This is a genomic window from Zoogloea sp. (assembly GCF_028693495.1).
In the GTDB taxonomy this organism is placed as follows: Bacteria; Pseudomonadota; Gammaproteobacteria; order Burkholderiales; family Rhodocyclaceae; genus Zoogloea.
This window is the reverse complement of sequence record NZ_JAQUVG010000033.1, coordinates 1-16,720: the sequence shown is the minus strand read 5'-3', so window position 1 is coordinate 16,720 and position 16,720 is coordinate 1. Positions and strand designations below refer to the sequence as shown.

General features: G+C 58.5%; 13 protein-coding genes and 2 tRNA genes. All 15 read left to right on the top strand.

Annotation, left to right across the window (positions count from 1 at the left end; all coding sequences use genetic code 11):
- The first annotated feature begins 6 nt into the window (after positions 1 to 6).
- Positions 7 to 81: transfer RNA gene (locus PHD22_RS07450), tRNA-Thr, on the top strand.
- 54 nt (positions 82 to 135) lie between these two features.
- Positions 136 to 1,326 carry an elongation factor Tu gene (tuf, locus tag PHD22_RS07445; RefSeq protein WP_299864475.1) on the top strand — a complete coding sequence of 397 codons (1,191 nt, stop codon included), beginning with the start codon at positions 136 to 138 and terminating at the stop codon, positions 1,324 to 1,326.
- A gap of 59 nt (positions 1,327 to 1,385) precedes the next feature.
- Positions 1,386 to 1,461 (top strand) — tRNA-Trp (locus PHD22_RS07440).
- 24 nt (positions 1,462 to 1,485) lie between these two features.
- Positions 1,486 to 1,839 (top strand): preprotein translocase subunit SecE, encoded by a 354-nt coding sequence (secE, locus tag PHD22_RS07435; RefSeq protein ID WP_299864472.1) that lies wholly within the window; start codon positions 1,486 to 1,488, stop codon positions 1,837 to 1,839.
- Entirely contained in the window at positions 1,836 to 2,369 is a 534-nt protein-coding gene (gene nusG / locus PHD22_RS07430) for a transcription termination/antitermination protein NusG (protein WP_299864469.1), read from the top strand. The genes secE and nusG overlap by 4 nt, the downstream gene beginning before the upstream one ends.
- Positions 2,370 to 2,474: 105 nt before the next feature.
- Entirely contained in the window at positions 2,475 to 2,906 is a 432-nt protein-coding gene (rplK, locus tag PHD22_RS07425; RefSeq protein ID WP_299864466.1) for a 50S ribosomal protein L11, read from the top strand.
- Position 2,907: 1 nt separating this feature from the next.
- Positions 2,908 to 3,606: a 50S ribosomal protein L1 gene (gene rplA, locus PHD22_RS07420; protein WP_299864463.1), complete on the top strand. Its 699-nt coding sequence runs from the start codon at positions 2,908 to 2,910 to the stop codon at positions 3,604 to 3,606.
- 222 nt (positions 3,607 to 3,828) lie between these two features.
- Positions 3,829 to 4,329 carry a 50S ribosomal protein L10 gene (rplJ, locus tag PHD22_RS07415; RefSeq protein ID WP_299864501.1) on the top strand — a complete coding sequence of 167 codons (501 nt, stop codon included), beginning with the start codon at positions 3,829 to 3,831 and terminating at the stop codon, positions 4,327 to 4,329.
- A 50-nt stretch (positions 4,330 to 4,379) separates the two neighbouring features.
- Positions 4,380 to 4,754: a 50S ribosomal protein L7/L12 gene (gene rplL / locus PHD22_RS07410; RefSeq protein ID WP_299864461.1), complete on the top strand. Its 375-nt coding sequence runs from the start codon at positions 4,380 to 4,382 to the stop codon at positions 4,752 to 4,754.
- A 200-nt stretch (positions 4,755 to 4,954) separates the two neighbouring features.
- Positions 4,955 to 9,085: a DNA-directed RNA polymerase subunit beta gene (gene rpoB, locus PHD22_RS07405; protein WP_299864458.1), complete on the top strand. Its 4,131-nt coding sequence runs from the start codon at positions 4,955 to 4,957 to the stop codon at positions 9,083 to 9,085.
- 45 nt (positions 9,086 to 9,130) lie between these two features.
- Entirely contained in the window at positions 9,131 to 13,342 is a 4,212-nt protein-coding gene (gene rpoC / locus PHD22_RS07400) for a DNA-directed RNA polymerase subunit beta' (protein WP_299864454.1), read from the top strand.
- A 130-nt stretch (positions 13,343 to 13,472) separates the two neighbouring features.
- On the top strand, positions 13,473 to 13,850 hold the full coding sequence (rpsL, locus tag PHD22_RS07395) for a 30S ribosomal protein S12 (protein WP_079432645.1): 378 nt from the start codon (positions 13,473 to 13,475) through the stop codon (positions 13,848 to 13,850).
- A 33-nt stretch (positions 13,851 to 13,883) separates the two neighbouring features.
- A complete protein-coding gene (rpsG, locus tag PHD22_RS07390; RefSeq protein ID WP_299864451.1) occupies positions 13,884 to 14,357 on the top strand; it encodes a 30S ribosomal protein S7 in 474 nt (157 codons plus the stop codon).
- A gap of 111 nt (positions 14,358 to 14,468) precedes the next feature.
- The gene (gene fusA, locus PHD22_RS07385; RefSeq protein WP_299864449.1) at positions 14,469 to 16,565 is read left to right on the top strand and encodes an elongation factor G; all 2,097 of its coding nucleotides are present in this window, start codon (positions 14,469 to 14,471) and stop codon (positions 16,563 to 16,565) included.
- A gap of 28 nt (positions 16,566 to 16,593) precedes the next feature.
- On the top strand, positions 16,594 to 16,720 hold a 127-nt coding region (locus tag PHD22_RS07380), incomplete at its 3' end, for a GTP-binding protein (protein ID WP_299864498.1).

The following is a 16,720-nucleotide window of genomic DNA, read 5'->3' as shown; positions in this document are numbered from 1 at the left end:
TGTGCAGCTCATGTAGCTCAGTGGCAGAGCACTCCCTTGGTAAGGGAGAGGTCGGCAGTTCAATCCTGCCCATGAGCACCAGTATTTTGAGCGGCGGCGTAAACGGTTTCCTGATTTTTTTGCGGGGTTGATGATATGGCTAAGGAAAAATTCGAGCGGAAAAAGCCGCACGTGAACGTTGGCACCATTGGTCACGTGGACCATGGCAAGACCACTTTGACTGCAGCGATCACGACCGTGCTGTCGCGCAAGTTTGGCGGTGAAGCCAAGGGCTACGACCAGATTGATGCAGCGCCGGAAGAGAAGGCTCGCGGCATCACCATCAACACTGCACACGTGGAATACGAGACCGAGAACCGCCACTACGCCCACGTGGATTGCCCGGGTCACGCGGACTACGTCAAGAACATGATTACCGGTGCAGCCCAGATGGATGGTGCGATTCTGGTGTGCTCTGCCGCTGACGGCCCGATGCCCCAGACCCGTGAGCACATCCTGCTGGCCCGTCAGGTCGGCGTGCCGTACATCATCGTCTTTCTGAACAAGTGCGACATGGTTGATGACGAAGAGCTGCTCGAGCTGGTTGAAATGGAAGTGCGCGAGCTGCTCTCCAAGTACGACTTTCCGGGCGACGATGTGCCCATCGTCAAGGGTTCTGCCCTGAAGGCGCTGGAAGGCGATCAGTCCGATATCGGCGAGCCGGCGATCTTCCGCCTGGCGGACGCTCTGGACTCCTATATTCCGACGCCTGAGCGCGCCATCGACCTGCCCTTCCTGCTGCCGATCGAAGACGTGTTCTCGATCTCCGGTCGTGGTACCGTGGTGACGGGTCGTGTCGAGCGCGGCATCGTCAAGGTTGGCGAAGAAATCGAAATCGTGGGCATCAAGGCCACCGTCAAGACCACCTGTACCGGTGTGGAAATGTTCCGCAAGCTGCTGGACCAGGGTCAGGCTGGCGACAACGTGGGCGTGCTGCTGCGCGGCACCAAGCGTGAGGACGTGGAGCGTGGTCAGGTGCTGTGCAAGCCGGGTTCCATCAAGCCGCATACCCATTTCACTGGTGAGGTGTATGTGCTGTCGAAGGAAGAGGGTGGTCGTCATACCCCGTTCTTCAACAACTACCGTCCCCAGTTCTACTTCCGTACGACGGATGTGACCGGTTCGATCTCCCTGCCGGAAGGCACCGAGATGGTCATGCCGGGCGACAATATCGCCATGACGGTCAAGCTGATCGCTCCGATCGCCATGGAAGAAGGTCTGCGTTTCGCCATCCGTGAAGGTGGTCGTACCGTCGGCGCCGGCGTGGTCGCCAAGATCGTCGAGTAATCGTCGATAGTAGTATCAGGATGTTCGCACCCTAGCGGACATCCTGAGTCTCTGCCTGCAGGGGTATAGCTCAATTGGCAGAGCGTCGGTCTCCAAAACCGAAGGTTGGGGGTTCGATTCCCTCTGCCCCTGCCAATTTTCCATCGGACTTCCGTTTTAATGGCCGACAAGATCAAATTTGCGCTGGCACTGGTTCTACTGGTGGCCGGCGTTGTGGGCTTCTATGTGCTCTCTGAGCAGGCCATGGTGCTTCGTGTACTGGCTGTTCTGTTGGGTGTTGCCCTGTGTGCTGCGGTGGCCTGGAAAACGGAGTTGGGCCAGCGCTTTGCCGTTTTTGCCAACGATACCGTTGCCGAAACCAAGAAGGTTGTCTGGCCTTCCCGCAAGGAAACCTTTCAGACCACTGGCATCGTGTTCGCTTTTGTAGTGATCATGGCGGTGTTTCTCTGGGTGACCGACAAGACCCTTGAGTGGGCTCTTTACGATCTGATTTTGGGTTGGAAAAAATCATGAGCAAGCGTTGGTACGTGGTCCATGCCTACTCCGGCTTTGAGAAGTCGGTCCAGCGTGCGCTCGTCGAGCGTATTGCTCGTGGCGGAATGCAGGATTTCTTTGGTCAGATTCTGGTGCCTGTCGAGGAAGTTGTGGAAATGCGCAACGGCCAGAAAAGCATCACTGAGCGTAAATTTTTCCCTGGCTACGTGCTGGTGGAAATGGAAATGAACGACGACACCTGGCATCTGATCAAGTCGACGCCGAAGGTGACGGGTTTTGTGGGTGGGACTGCCAACAAGCCGACCCCGATTTCCGAGAAGGAAGTCGAAAAGATCATGCAGCAGATGCAGGAAGGGGTCGATAAGCCCCGGCCGAAGATTCTTTTCGAGGTGGGCGAGATGGTGCGGGTCAAGGAAGGTCCGTTTACTGACTTCAACGGTTCGGTCGAAGAAGTTAATTACGACAAGAGCAAGATCCGTGTGTCCGTGACCATCTTTGGGCGTGCCACGCCGGTTGAGCTGGATTTTGGTCAGGTTGAAAAAACCTGATTCCATGAGGGGCTCTGTGGCCCCGTTTTCGCCTCATTCCGAGGTATCAAAGAGGAGCGCGGCGCGGTTTAGGCTGTGCGCTAGCACTCGATAAGGAGTTGCCTGATGGCAAAGAAGATCATTGGCTACATCAAACTGCAGGTTCCTGCAGGCAAAGCCAACCCCAGCCCCCCCATCGGCCCGGCCCTTGGTCAGCGTGGCCTCAACATCATGGAGTTCTGTAAGGCGTTCAACGCCCAGACCCAGGGTCTTGAGCCCGGTCTGCCTATCCCGGTGGTGATCACGGCCTTCGCGGACAAGAGCTTCACCTTCATCATGAAGACGCCGCCCGCGACCGTTCTGATCAAGAAGGCTGCAGGCATTCAGAAGGGTTCGCCCAAGCCCCATACCGACAAGGTAGGCTCCATCACCAAGGCCCAGTGTGAAGAAATTGCCAAGGCCAAGATGAAGGATCTGACCGCTGCGGATCTCGACGCCGCCGCGCGCACCATCGCCGGATCTGCCCGCAGCATGGGCATCACCGTGGAGGGCCTCTAACATGGCTAAGCTGTCCAAGCGCGTTCAGGCCTTGCGTGCCAAGGTTGATCGCAACAAGACCTACCCCCTGAGTGATGCACTGAACCTGGTCAAGGAGTGCGCCACCGCCAAGTTCGACGAATCCGTCGATATCGCTGTGAATCTGGGCATTGACGCCAAAAAATCTGATCAGTTGGTTCGTGGGTCTGTCGTTCTGCCTGCCGGTACTGGCAAGAGCGTCCGTGTCGCCGTGTTCGCACAGGGCGACAAGGCAGAGGCAGCCCGTGCTGCCGGCGCTGACGTGGTGGGCTTCGATGATCTCGCCGAGCAGGTCAAGGCTGGCAAGATCGATTTCGACCTGTGCATCGCTACGCCGGACGCCATGCGTGTGGTGGGAGCCCTGGGCCAGATTCTCGGTCCGCGTGGCTTGATGCCGAACCCGAAGGTGGGCACTGTGACCATGGACGTCACCACTGCCGTCAAGAATGCCAAGGCGGGTCAGGTTCAGTATCGTACCGACAAGGCTGGCCTGATTCATGCCACCGTTGGTCGTGCATCCTTCACTGTGGAAGCTCTGCAGCAGAACGTTGGCGCTCTGATCGATGCCTTGGTCAAGGCCAAGCCGGCTGCTTCCAAGGGTGTCTATCTCCGCAAGATTGCCGTGTCCTCCACCATGGGTGCCGGCGTTCGCGTTGATGCCGCTACGGTGACCGGCCAGTAAGAACTTTGGGCCATCTTGATGGCATCGTCCGTCAAGATGGATCGTCAAAGACCGCAGGTGCAGGCAAGGCAAGATCTTGCTGCTTAATCATGACAGCCTGCGCAGACGGTGTCCCAGAACAGGATTTTCGCTCTTCCTCCTGGAAGTGCATTGCTCCTGATCCAGGTCGCCGTAGGTGCGACGGAGTTTCCGTCGCGTGTTGACTTGATAGGAGGAAAGACCTTGAGTCTGAATCTCGACGACAAAAAAGCCGTAGTGGCTGAGGTGTCGGTGCAAGTGGCAAGCGCTCAGACCATTGTGGTTGCCGAGTATGCAGGGATTGGGGTGAGCAATCTCACCATCCTGCGTGCCAAGGCCCGTGAGTCTGGTGTTTACCTTCGTGTGCTGAAGAACACCCTGGCCCGTCGTGCCGTGGAAGGTACCCCTTTCGCTGGCTTGGCTGAGCAGATGACTGGCCCGCTGATTTACAGCATTTCGGCTGATCCCGTAGCCGCTGCCAAGGTTCTGGCTGATTTCGCCAAGACCAACGACAAGCTGGTTCTCAAAGCGGGTTCCTATGCCGGCAACGTGCTCGACAAGGCCGGCGTGCAAGCCCTGGCCGCGATCCCGAGCCGCGAAGAACTGCTCGCCAAGCTGCTGGGTGTCATGCAGGCTCCGGTGTCCGGCTTTGCCGGTTTGCTGGCTGCACTCGCCAAGAAGCGTGAAGAAGAAGCCGCGGCCTGATTGGTCGATTCCCGGCAAACCGTACGAAATTAGATCTGGAGTATTTTGAGATGGCAATCACCAAAGAAGACATCCTTGAAGCCGTTGGCGCAATGACCGTTATGGACCTGAACGACCTGGTCAAGGCGTTCGAAGAGAAGTTTGGCGTTTCCGCCGCTTCCCTGGCTGTGGCTGCTCCCGGCGCTGGTGCTGGCGCTGCTGCTGTTGAAGAGCAGACCGAGTTCACGGTCATTCTCCAAGCTGCTGGCGAAAAGAAGGTTGAGGTCATCAAGGTCGTCCGTGCCGTGACCGGCCTGGGCCTCAAGGAAGCCAAGGACCTCGTTGACGGCGCTCCGAAGCCCGTCAAGGAAGCAATCGCCAAGGCTGAAGCCGAAGCGCTCAAGAAGCAGCTGGAAGACGCTGGCGCGAAGGTCGAAATCAAGTAATTTCGTCCTCGTGCGGAGGGCTGGTGCCTTTTAGGCATCGGCCCTTTTGCGCTTTCTGTTTTCCGTAACCGGCTTTCATCTCGCAGCAGACGACAAAAAAGAGCGTTCGATGCAGAGTAAGACGCAAATCGCGTTGAATCAAGCGTCCGAAATGCTGTCTTTTGTCTTCTGACGTCCGACTTCTCAGACCCGGAGCATCTATGGCGTACTCCTACACCGAGAAAAAGCGTATTCGTAAAAGCTTCGCCCAGCGCGCAGCCGTACAGAATGTGCCTTATCTGCTGGCCACTCAGCTTGAATCCTACAAGTCCTTTCTGCAGGCGGATGCTCCGCCCCCGGAACGGGCCAATCAGGGTCTCCAGGCTGCCTTCAACTCCATCTTTCCGATTACCAGTCATAGCGGCAACGCCCGGCTGGAATTCGTCCAGTTCAACCTCGGTGAGCCTGCCTTCGATGTGAAGGAATGTCAGCAGCGTGGACTGACCTTCGCGTCGCCGCTGCGTGCCCGTGTCCGTCTGGTCATCCTCGACAAGGAAGCGGCCAAGGAGACCATCAAGGAAGTCAAGGAGCAGGAAGTGTACATGGGCGAAATTCCGCTCATGACCAACAATGGCTCCTTCGTGGTCAATGGTACCGAGCGGGTCATCGTTTCCCAGCTCCACCGTTCTCCGGGTGTGTTCTTCGAACATGACCGTGGCAAGACCCACTCCTCCGGGAAGCTGCTGTTCTCTGCCAGAATCATCCCTTATCGTGGGTCCTGGCTTGACTTTGAATTCGATCCGAAGGATTTTCTGTACTTCCGGGTGGATCGTCGGCGCAAGATGCCGGTTACGATCCTGCTGAAAGCCATCGGCATGACGCCGGAAGAAATCCTGGCGACCTTCCATGACTTTGAAAACTTCACCCTGCAGAGTGAAGGTGCCCAGTACGCTCTGGTACCCGATCGCCTGCGTGGTGAAATGGCCAAGTTCGATGTGGTGGATGCCACAGGCAAGGTCATCGTAGCCAAGGACAAGCGCATCACTGCCAAGCACATCCGTGAGCTGGCCAGTGCAGGCGTGGAGATGGTGGAAGTCAGCGACGACTTCCTGCTGGGCCGGGTTCTGGCCTCCAATGTGATCAGTCCCGATGGTGAGCTGATTGCCCGTGCCAACGACGAGATCACGGAAGATCTGCTGGACAAATTGCGGGACGCCGGGGTTGTCGAGCTCAAGACACTCTATCTGAACGATCTGGACCGTGGGCCTCACATTTCCCAGACCTTGCGGATTGATGAAACCGCTGATCAGTGGGCTGCACGGGTAGCCATCTATCGCATGATGCGTCCGGGCGAGCCGCCTACCGAGGATGCTGTCGAAGCGCTGTTCCAGGGGCTTTTCTATCTGCCCGAGCGCTACGATCTGTCCGTGGTCGGCCGCATGAAATTCAACCGCCGCGCCTATCCGGAGAAGCTCGACGACAAGGCGCCGGAGTGGCAGAAGCGTTTCTACGAGACTGTTGGTCCGAAGGGCGGCGAAGGTGCCGGGACCCTGGCCAACGATGACATTCTCGCGGTCGTTGGAGTGCTGGTGGAACTGCGCAATGGCCGTGGCGAAATCGATGACATTGATCACCTGGGCAACCGTCGCGTCCGTTCCGTCGGTGAGTTGGCCGAGAACCAGTTCCGCGCTGGTCTGGTGCGGGTTGAGCGGGCGGTCAAGGAGCGTCTCGGCCAGGCCGAGAGCGACAACCTGATGCCCCACGACCTGATCAACGCCAAACCGATCAGTGCCGCCATCAAGGAATTCTTTGGTTCCAGTCAGCTGTCTCAGTTCATGGACCAGACCAACCCGCTGGCCGAGATCACCCACAAACGCCGCGTATCGGCGCTGGGCCCGGGCGGTCTGACCCGCGAGCGTGCCGGTTTTGAAGTCCGTGACGTGCACCCGACCCACTACGGCCGCGTGTGTCCGATCGAGACGCCGGAAGGTCCGAACATCGGTCTGATCAACTCATTGGCCTTGTTTGCCCGCACCAACCAGTACGGTTTTCTTGAGACTCCGTATCGCAAGGTGACTGACGGTGTCCTGACCGAGCAGATCGATTTCCTGTCGGCGATCGAGGAAGGTCAGTATGTGATCGCCCAGGCAAACGCCGAAGTGAACGAGGAGGGTCGCCTCATCGGTGATCTGGTGTCCTGCCGCAACAAGGGTGAATTCACCCTCGCGACGGCGGATACGGTCCAGTACATGGATATCGCTCCGGGGCAGATTGTCTCTGTGGCGGCTTCGCTGATTCCTTTCCTGGAGCATGACGATGCGAACCGCGCCCTGATGGGCGCCAACATGCAGCGACAGGCGGTGCCCTGCCTGCGTCCCGAAAAGCCTTTTGTCGGTACCGGGATCGAACGCACTGTTGCAGTGGACTCCGGAACTGCAGAGCAGGCCCTCCGTGGCGGCGTTGTGGATTACGTGGATGCCAACCGCATCGTTATCCGTGTAAACGATAACGAGACCGTGGCTGGGGAAGTCGGCGTCGACATCTACAACCTGATCAAGTACACCCGTTCAAACCAGAACACCAACATCAACCAGCGTCCGGTGGTGAAGGTGGGTGATCGTGTGGCCCGCGGCGATGTGATCGCCGATGGTGCGTCCACCGACATGGGTGAGCTGGCCCTTGGCCAGAACATGCTGGTCGCCTACATGACCTGGAACGGCTACAACTTCGAGGATTCCATCCTGATCTCCGAGCGGGTGGTGGCGGATGACCGTTTCACCTCCATCCACATTGAAGAGCTGACCGTTGTGGCCCGGGACACCAAGCTCGGACCCGAGGAAATCACCCGTGACATCGCGTCCCTCGGCGAAGGCCAGCTGTCCCGTCTGGACGAGTCCGGCATCGTCTACATCGGCGCCGAAGTAGAGGCCGGCGATGTGCTCGTGGGTAAGGTGACTCCGAAGGGGGAAACCCAGCTCACCCCCGAAGAGAAGCTGCTGCGGGCGATCTTTGGCGAAAAGGCCTCCGACGTCAAGGACACGTCCCTGCGGGTGCCGTCCGGCATGAACGGCATCGTGATCGATGTACAGGTGTTTACCCGTGAAGGGATCGAGCGTGATAAACGCGCCCAGTCGATCATTGACGACATGCTGCGCGGCTTCAAGACCGACCTGGCCGACCAGATGCGGATCGTTGAGCGGGATGCTTTCGAGCGTATCGAACGGATGATCATCGGTCAGCCCGCCAACGGTGGCCCGAAGCGTCTGGCCAAGGGTGTGGCCATCAGCAAGGAATATCTGGACGGTCTCGAGCATTACACCTGGTTCGATATCCGCATGGCTGACGAAACCATCGCGGCACAGATGGAGGCTGTTCGCGAAGCCCTCGAGAAGACCCGCAAAGACTTTGATCTGGCTTTCGAAGCCAAGAAGAAAAAGCTCACCCAGGGTGATGAGCTGCCCCCAGGCGTTCAGAAGATGGTCAAGGTGTACCTCGCCGTCAAGCGTCGCCTGCAGCCCGGCGACAAGATGGCCGGCCGTCACGGTAACAAGGGTGTGGTCTCCAAGATTGTTCCCGTCGAGGACATGCCTTACATGGAGGACGGCACGCCGATGGACATCGTGTTGAATCCGCTGGGTGTGCCTTCCCGGATGAACATCGGTCAGGTGCTTGAAACCCACCTGGGCTGGGCTGCCAAAGGCTTGGGCAACAAGATCGACCGGATGATTCAGGCCAAGGCCAACGCAGAAGAGGTTCGCGGTTTCCTGGAACAGATCTATAACGGTAGCGGTAAGCCTGAAGATCTGAGTGATTTCACGGAAACCGAAGTGATGGAACTGGCAACCAACCTGCGCAAGGGCGTGCCCTTTGCAACGCCGGTGTTCGATGGGGCCAAGGAGTCCGAGATTCAGGGGATGCTGGAGTTGGCGGGTCTGCCTGCCGGCGGTCAGGTGAACTTGTTCGACGGCCGTACCGGCGAGCCCTTCGAGCGTCAGGTCACGGTGGGTTACAAGCACGTGCTGAAGCTGCACCACTTGGTGGACGACAAGATGCACGCCCGCTCCACGGGTCCGTACTCCCTCGTTACCCAGCAGCCGCTGGGCGGCAAGGCCCAGTTTGGTGGTCAGCGTTTCGGCGAAATGGAGGTGTGGGCCCTGGAAGCTTATGGCGCGGCCTACACCCTGCAGGAAATGCTTACGGTCAAGTCGGATGACGTTACCGGCCGGACCAAGGTTTATGAAAACATCGTCAAGGGCGAGCACAAGATTGATGCCGGCATGCCGGAGTCCTTCAACGTGCTGGTCAAGGAAATTCGCTCTCTGGCCATCGACATCGATCTCGACCGCTACTGAGCGGTTGGATCGATCGATATGTGCTCACCCTGGATGGAGTGATTGATGAAAAGTTTGCTCGCTGATCTGTTCAAGCAAAGCCTGCCGAACGAGGAAGAGTTCGACGCCATCACGATTAGTCTGGCGTCCCCGGAAACGATCCGGTCCTGGTCCTACGGCGAAGTAAAGAAGCCCGAAACCATCAACTACCGGACTTTCAAGCCGGAGCGTGATGGTCTCTTCTGTGCGAAGATTTTCGGGCCGGTCAAGGATTACGAGTGCCTGTGCGGCAAGTACAAGCGCCTCAAGCACCGTGGTGTGATCTGCGAAAAATGCGGTGTTGAAGTAACCCTGTCGAAAGTGCGCCGTGAACGCATGGCGCACATCGAGCTGGCCTCGGTGGTTGCCCACATCTGGTTCCTGAAGAGCCTGCCGAGCCGTCTCGGCATGGTGCTCGACATGACCCTGCGCGATATTGAACGTGTGCTGTACTTCGAAGCCTACGTGGTCACCGATCCCGGCATGACCCCGATGAACCGTGCCCAGATCCTGTCGGAAGACGACTATCTGGCCAAGGTCGAAGAATACGGTGACGACTTCATCGCCCTGATGGGCGCTGAAGGCATCCGCGAGATGCTGCGCAGCCTGGATCTTCCTCACGAAATCGAGAAGCTCCGTTCCGAACTGGAAACCACGGGCTCCGAGGCCAAGATCAAGAAAATTTCCAAGCGCCTCAAGGTGCTGGAGGCCTTCCAGACCTCCGGCATCAAGCCGGACTGGATGATCCTCGAAGTGCTGCCCGTTCTGCCGCCGGATCTTCGTCCGCTGGTGCCGCTGGATGGCGGCCGCTTTGCGACTTCCGACCTGAACGACCTCTACCGTCGTGTGATCAACCGGAACAACCGCCTGAAGCGCCTGCTGGAGCTCAAGGCGCCGGAAATCATCGTCCGCAACGAGAAGCGGATGCTGCAGGAGTCGGTGGACTCCCTCCTCGATAACGGTCGTCGCGGCAAGGCCATGACCGGCGCCAACAAGCGCCCGCTCAAGTCCCTCGCCGACATGATCAAGGGCAAGGGCGGACGTTTCCGTCAGAACCTGCTGGGCAAGCGGGTTGACTACTCCGGTCGTTCGGTGATTACCGTGGGCCCGCAGCTCAAGCTGCATCAGTGTGGTCTGCCGAAGCTGATGGCGCTCGAGCTGTTCAAGCCCTTCATCTTCAACAAGCTTGAGCTGATGGGGCTCGCGACTACCATCAAGCAGGCCAAGAAGATGGTCGAAGGCCAGGAGCCGGTGGTGTGGGACATCCTCGAAGAGGTGATCCGCGAACATCCGGTCATGTTGAACCGTGCGCCGACGCTGCACCGTCTCGGTATCCAGGCCTTTGAGCCCGTCCTTATCGAAGGCAAGGCGATTCAGCTTCATCCGCTGGTCTGCGTGGCGTTCAACGCCGACTTCGACGGCGACCAGATGGCTGTCCACGTCCCGCTGTCGCTGGAAGCCCAGATGGAAGCCCGCACCCTGATGCTGGCTTCCAACAACGTGTTGTCCCCCGCGAACGGCGAGCCGATCATCGTGCCGTCGCAGGATATCGTTCTTGGGTTGTATTACGCGACCCGGATGGGTGTGAATGCCAAGGGTGAGGGCATGGCCTTTGCCGACGTGGGTGAAGTCAAGCGCGCCTACGAGTCTGGCCAGGTTGCCCTCCACGCCAAGGTCATTGTTCGTCTGAAAGAACATGACCTGGGTCCCGAAGGGGAGTCCATCGAGAAGATCGTGCGCCACGAAACCACCGTGGGTCGCGCGATCCTGTCGGAGATCCTGCCTGCGGGGCTGCCTTTCAGCGTGCTGCAGAAGCCTCTGAAGAAGAAGGAAATCTCCAAACTCATCAATGCGTCCTTCCGTCGCTGTGGTCTCAAGGCGACGGTGATCTTTGCCGACCAGTTGATGCAGATGGGCTTCCGTCTTGCCACCCGGGCCGGCATTTCCATCGCCGTCAAGGACATGCTGGTGCCGGAGCTCAAGCATCCGCTGATCCATGCTGCGGAGCAGGAGGTCAAGGAGATCGCCCAGCAGTACACCTCTGGCCTGGTGACCGACGGCGAGCGCTACAACAAGGTTGTGGATATCTGGGGCCGCGCGGGTGACCAGGTCGCCAAGGCGATGATGGACCAGCTTGGCCAGGAGGATGTTGTCGATCGCAACGGCGCCACTGTCAAGCAGGAGTCCTTCAACTCCATTTACATGATGGCCGACTCCGGCGCGCGGGGTTCCGCGGCGCAGATCCGTCAGCTGGCGGGTATGCGGGGCCTGATGGCCAAGCCGGATGGCTCGATCATCGAGACCCCCATCACGACCAACTTCCGTGAAGGCCTGAACGTTCTGCAGTACTTCATCTCCACCCACGGTGCTCGTAAGGGCCTGGCGGATACGGCGTTGAAGACCGCGAACTCGGGTTATCTCACCCGTCGTCTTGTGGATGTGACGCAGGATCTCGTGGTCATCGAGGACGATTGCGGCACCAAGAGCGGCTTCCTGATGAAAGCGCTCATCGAGGGCGGTGAGGTCGTCGAGCCGCTGCGGGATCGTATCCTCGGCCGTGTGACCACGGACGATCTGGTGCATCCGGATACTCAGGAAACCTTGATCGAAGCAGGTGTTCTGCTGGACGAAGATCTGGTGGACCTGATCGAAAGCGAGGGGATTGACGAAGTCCGCGTGCGCACGCCGCTGTCCTGTGATACCCGTTATGGCCTGTGCGCAAAATGCTATGGTCGTGATCTTGGACGTGGATCCCTGGTTAACGCCGGCGAAGCTGTGGGTGTGATCGCGGCCCAGTCGATCGGCGAGCCGGGTACCCAGCTCACCATGCGGACCTTCCACGTCGGTGGTGCAGCATCCCGGGCTGCAGCAGCGAGTGCGGTTGAAGCCAAGTCCGCCGGTGTGATCCGCTTTACGCAGAACATGCGTTATGTGGCCAACGCCAAGAACGAGAAGATCGTCATCTCCCGTTCGGCTGAAATCGTCGTGACGGACGACATGGGTCGCGAGCGCGAACGTCACAAGATTCCGTATGGCGCCACCCTCTCGGTGGACGAAGGCGAAACCATCAAGGCGGGAACCCAGTTGGCCACGTGGGACCCCCACACTCGTCCGATCATCACCGAGTACTCGGGTGTGGTGAAGTTCGAGAATGTGGAGGAGGGGGTGACCGTCGCCAAGCAGATCGACGAAGTCACTGGTCTCTCTACCCTTGTTGTAATCGATGCCAAGCGTCGCGGTGCTTCGACCTCCAAGGGTGTTCGTCCGCAGGTCAAGCTGCTGACCGAGGCTGGCGAAGAGGTTCGTATCGCCGGAACCGAGCACGCAGTGTCCATCACCTTCCAGGTTGGCTCGCTGATCACAGTGAAGGATGGTCAGCAGGTGTCCGTGGGTGATGTGCTTGCGCGTATTCCTCAGGAGTCTGCCAAGACCCGCGACATTACCGGTGGTCTGCCGCGGGTTGCCGAGCTGTTCGAGGCGCGTGCGCCGAAGGATGCCGGTGTTCTGGCTGAGGTGACAGGTACGGTTTCGTTTGGCAAGGACACCAAGGGCAAGCAGCGTCTCGTGATTACCGAGCCGGATGGCGCGGTGCACGAGTTCCTGATCCCGAAGGATAAGCACGTCATGGTTCACGACGGTCAAGTGGTGAACAAGGGCGAGCTGATCGTCGATGGGCCGGCTGATCCGCACGACATCCTGCGTCTGCAGGGGGTCGAGGCGCTGGCCCGTTACATCATCGACGAAGTGCAGGACGTGTATCGTCTCCAGGGTGTGAAGATCAACGACAAGCACATCGAAGTCATCGTTCGCCAGATGCTGCGTCGCGTTGTGATCACCGACCCAGGTGATACGGGCTTCATCCGCGAAGAACAGGTCGAACGTGCCGAAGTGCTGGACGAGAACGACCGGGTCGTCGCCGAGGGCAAGCTGCCCGCCAGCTACAGTTATCTGTTGCTGGGTATCACAAAGGCCTCCCTGTCCACCGACTCGTTCATCTCGGCGGCTTCCTTCCAGGAAACCACCCGCGTGCTCACCGAGGCTGCCATTCTTGGCAAGCGTGATGAGTTGCGCGGTCTGAAGGAGAACGTCATCGTCGGTCGTCTGATTCCTGCGGGTACCGGTCTGGCGTATCACCGGAACCGCAAGGCACAGACGATGGGTGAAGATCTAGGCGAAGGACATGCCTGGGCACCACAAACCGAAGCTTCTGAAACCATCGATGCCTCACAGGCAGGTTGACGAAAGCTTGACGATAAAGATATACTCCGGCCTCTTTTTGCGGACTGGCCAATCGTAGTCAGTCGCAGCCGGGATAACCATCCGAGGCGGTCCTTGAGGGCTGCCTCGGTGTTTTGGGAAATTCTTAGCTATGCCAACAATTAATCAACTCGTTCGTAAGGGCCGGCAGGCGCCCGTTTCCAAGAGCAAGGTTCCCGCGCTCGAGGCATGCCCGCAGAAGCGGGGCGTTTGCACCCGTGTTTACACCACGACTCCGAAGAAGCCGAACTCCGCGCTGCGTAAGGTGGCCAAGGTTCGTCTGACCAACGGATTCGAAGTGATCTCCTACATCGGTGGTGAAGGTCACAACCTCCAGGAGCACTCCGTTGTGCTGATCCGTGGTGGCCGGGTTAAGGATTTGCCTGGTGTGCGTTACCACATCGTGCGTGGCTCCCTTGACCTTCAGGGCGTCAAGGATCGCAAGCAGTCCCGCTCGAAGTACGGTGCCAAGCGCCCGAAGAAGTCTTAATTGTCGGCAATCAAAGAATAGCGAGAGTCAAAAATGCCCCGTCGTCGTGACGTACCCAAGCGTGAAGTCCTGCCGGATCCCAAGTTCGGTTCCCAGGATGTTTCCAAGTTCATCAATGCCATCATGCAGAGCGGCAAGAAATCTGTCGCTGAGCGAATTGTCTACGGCGCATTCGATGCGATCGTTGCCAAGGCTGCCGGCAAGGACCCGCTCGAAGTGTTTTCTGCTGCCCTGAGTAACGTACGCCCGGTTGTGGAAGTCAAGAGCCGCCGTGTGGGTGGTGCCAACTACCAGGTGCCCGTCGAAGTGCGCCCGACTCGTCGCATGGCTTTGTCCATGCGCTGGTTGCGCGAGGCGGCCCGCAAGCGTTCCGAGAAGTCCATGGCTCAGCGCCTGGCTGGCGAGTTGCTTGAGGCTGCTGAAGGTCGTGGCGCGGCCATGAAGAAGCGTGAGGAAGTTCACCGTATGGCGGAAGCCAACAAGGCTTTCTCCCACTACCGCTTCTGATTTTTCGACGAGATCCTAGTCGGGCCCTGAAAGGGGCTCGACTTATTTGTATGTATCAGTACGGGGTCCGCTCTGCTGGCTCCGCAAACTCAGGAAGGCAAGGTTAGCACTGTGGCACGGAAGACCCCGATCGAGCGCTACCGTAATATCGGTATCTCGGCTCACATCGACGCCGGCAAAACCACCACTACGGAACGCATCCTTTTCTATACGGGTGTGAACCACAAGATCGGTGAAGTTCACGATGGCGCCGCCACCATGGACTGGATGGAGCAGGAGCAGGAGCGGGGTATCACCATTACCTCCGCTGCAACCACCTGCTTCTGGAAGGGCATGGAAAGAAATTTCCCCGAGCATCGCTTCAACATCATCGACACTCCGGGACACGTGGACTTCACCATTGAAGTTGAGCGTTCCATGCGTGTTCTGGATGGTGCCTGCATGGTTTACTGTGCTGTGGGCGGTGTGCAGCCCCAGTCTGAAACCGTGTGGCGTCAGGCAACCAAGTACAAGGTGCCGCGCCTTGCCTTCGTGAACAAGATGGATCGTTCCGGCGCGAACTTCTTCAAGGTCGTTGAGCAGATGAAGACCCGCCTGAAGGCCAATCCTGTGCCTGTGGTCATTCCGATCGGTGCCGAAGATACCTTCTCTGGCGTCGTCGATCTGATCAAGATGAAGGCCATTCTCTGGGATGAGGCTTCTCAGGGCATGAAATTCACTTACGGTGATATCCCGGCCGAGCTTGAAGGTGTTGCCAAGGAATGGCGGGAGCAGATGGTTGAAGCTGCTGCCGAGGCTTCCGAGGAGCTCATGAATGAGTATCTCGAGAATGGTGAGTTGTCCGAAGAGCAGATCAAACTGGGTTTGCGCACCCGCACGATTGGCTGCGAAATTCAGCCGATGCTGTGTGGTACGGCGTTCAAGAACAAGGGCGTGCAGCGCATGCTGGATGCGGTGATCGAATTCCTGCCCTCGCCGGTGGATATTCCCCCCGTTCAGGGTGAGGATGACGACGGCAAGCCGGTGGAGCGTCACGCTTCGGACTCCGAGAAGTTCTCTGCGCTGGCATTCAAGCTGATGACCGATCCGTTTGTGGGTCAGCTGACTTTCGTGCGTGTTTACTCTGGCGTCCTCAACTCGGGTGCCACCGTGTTGAACTCGATCAAGGGCAAGAAAGAGCGGATTGGCCGGATTCTCCAGATGCACGCCAACGAGCGTGAGGAAATCAAGGAGGTTCTGGCGGGCGATATCGCGGCTTGCGTCGGCCTCAAGGAAGTGACCACCGGCGAAACTCTTTGCGATACTGATGCGCCGATCATCCTTGAGCGGATGGTTTTCCCTGAGCCGGTGATCCACGTTGCTGTTGAGCCGAAGACCAAGGCTGACCAGGAGAAGATGGGTATCGCGCTGGGACGTCTGGCAGCAGAGGATCCTTCATTCCGTGTCCGCACTGATGAAGAGTCTGGTCAGACCATCATCTCTGGTATGGGCGAACTGCACCTCGAGATCATCGTTGACCGCATGAAGCGGGAGTTCAACGTGGAGGCGGGTGTCGGCGCTCCCCAGGTGGCCTATCGTGAAGCCATCCGCAAGGCTGTCGAGCAGGAAGGCAAGTTCGTCAAGCAGTCCGGTGGTCGTGGTCAGTTCGGTCACGTGTGGATCAAGCTTGAGCCGAACGAAACCGGCAAGGGCTATGAGTTCGTCGATGCCATCAAGGGCGGCGTGGTTCCCCGTGAGTACATCCCCGCGGTGGACAAGGGCCTGCAGGAGACCCTGCCGAATGGCGTGTTGGCCGGCTTCCCGGTAGTGGACGTCAAGGTCACCCTGTTTGACGGTTCATACCACGATGTGGACTCCAACGAAAACGCCTTCAAGATGGCGGCTTCCATGGCCTTCAAGGACGCCATGCGCAAGGCCAGCCCGGTGCTGCTGGAGCCGATGATGGCGGTTGTGGTCGAGACTCCTGAAGATTACATGGGTAACGTGATGGGTGACCTTTCCTCCCGGCGCGGTATCGTTCAGGGTATGGACGACATCCCCGGCGGGATGAAGGAAGTGCGCGCAGAGGTTCCGTTGGCCGAAATGTTCGGTTACGCTACTCAGCTGCGTTCCCTGACCCAGGGGCGCGCCACGTACTCCATGGAATTCAAGCACTACTCGGAAGCGCCGAAGAGCGTTGCCGAGGCTGTGATCAATAATCGCAAGTAATCCACCGAAACCGTAAAAGGAATAAGCAATGGCTAAGGAAAAATTCGAGCGGAAAAAGCCGCACGTGAACGTTGGCACCATTGGTCACGTGGACCATGGCAAGACCACTTTGACTGCAGCGATCACGACCGTGCTGTCGCGCAAGTTTGGCGGTG

Excerpts from the sequence above, each read along its gene's own strand:
- tuf (WP_299864475.1), top strand. The coding sequence starts at position 136 with ATGGCTAAGGAAAAATTCGAGCGGAAAAAGCCGCACGTGAACGTTGGC.
- secE (WP_299864472.1), top strand. The coding sequence starts at position 1,486 with ATGGCCGACAAGATCAAATTTGCGCTGGCACTGGTTCTACTGGTGGCC.
- nusG (WP_299864469.1), top strand. The coding sequence starts at position 1,836 with ATGAGCAAGCGTTGGTACGTGGTCCATGCCTACTCCGGCTTTGAGAAG.
- rplK (WP_299864466.1), top strand. The coding sequence starts at position 2,475 with ATGGCAAAGAAGATCATTGGCTACATCAAACTGCAGGTTCCTGCAGGC.
- rplA (WP_299864463.1), top strand. The coding sequence starts at position 2,908 with ATGGCTAAGCTGTCCAAGCGCGTTCAGGCCTTGCGTGCCAAGGTTGAT.
- rplL (WP_299864461.1), top strand. The coding sequence starts at position 4,380 with ATGGCAATCACCAAAGAAGACATCCTTGAAGCCGTTGGCGCAATGACC.
- rpoB (WP_299864458.1), top strand. The coding sequence starts at position 4,955 with ATGGCGTACTCCTACACCGAGAAAAAGCGTATTCGTAAAAGCTTCGCC.
- rpoC (WP_299864454.1), top strand. The coding sequence starts at position 9,131 with ATGAAAAGTTTGCTCGCTGATCTGTTCAAGCAAAGCCTGCCGAACGAG.
- rpsL (WP_079432645.1), top strand. The coding sequence starts at position 13,473 with ATGCCAACAATTAATCAACTCGTTCGTAAGGGCCGGCAGGCGCCCGTT.
- rpsG (WP_299864451.1), top strand. The coding sequence starts at position 13,884 with ATGCCCCGTCGTCGTGACGTACCCAAGCGTGAAGTCCTGCCGGATCCC.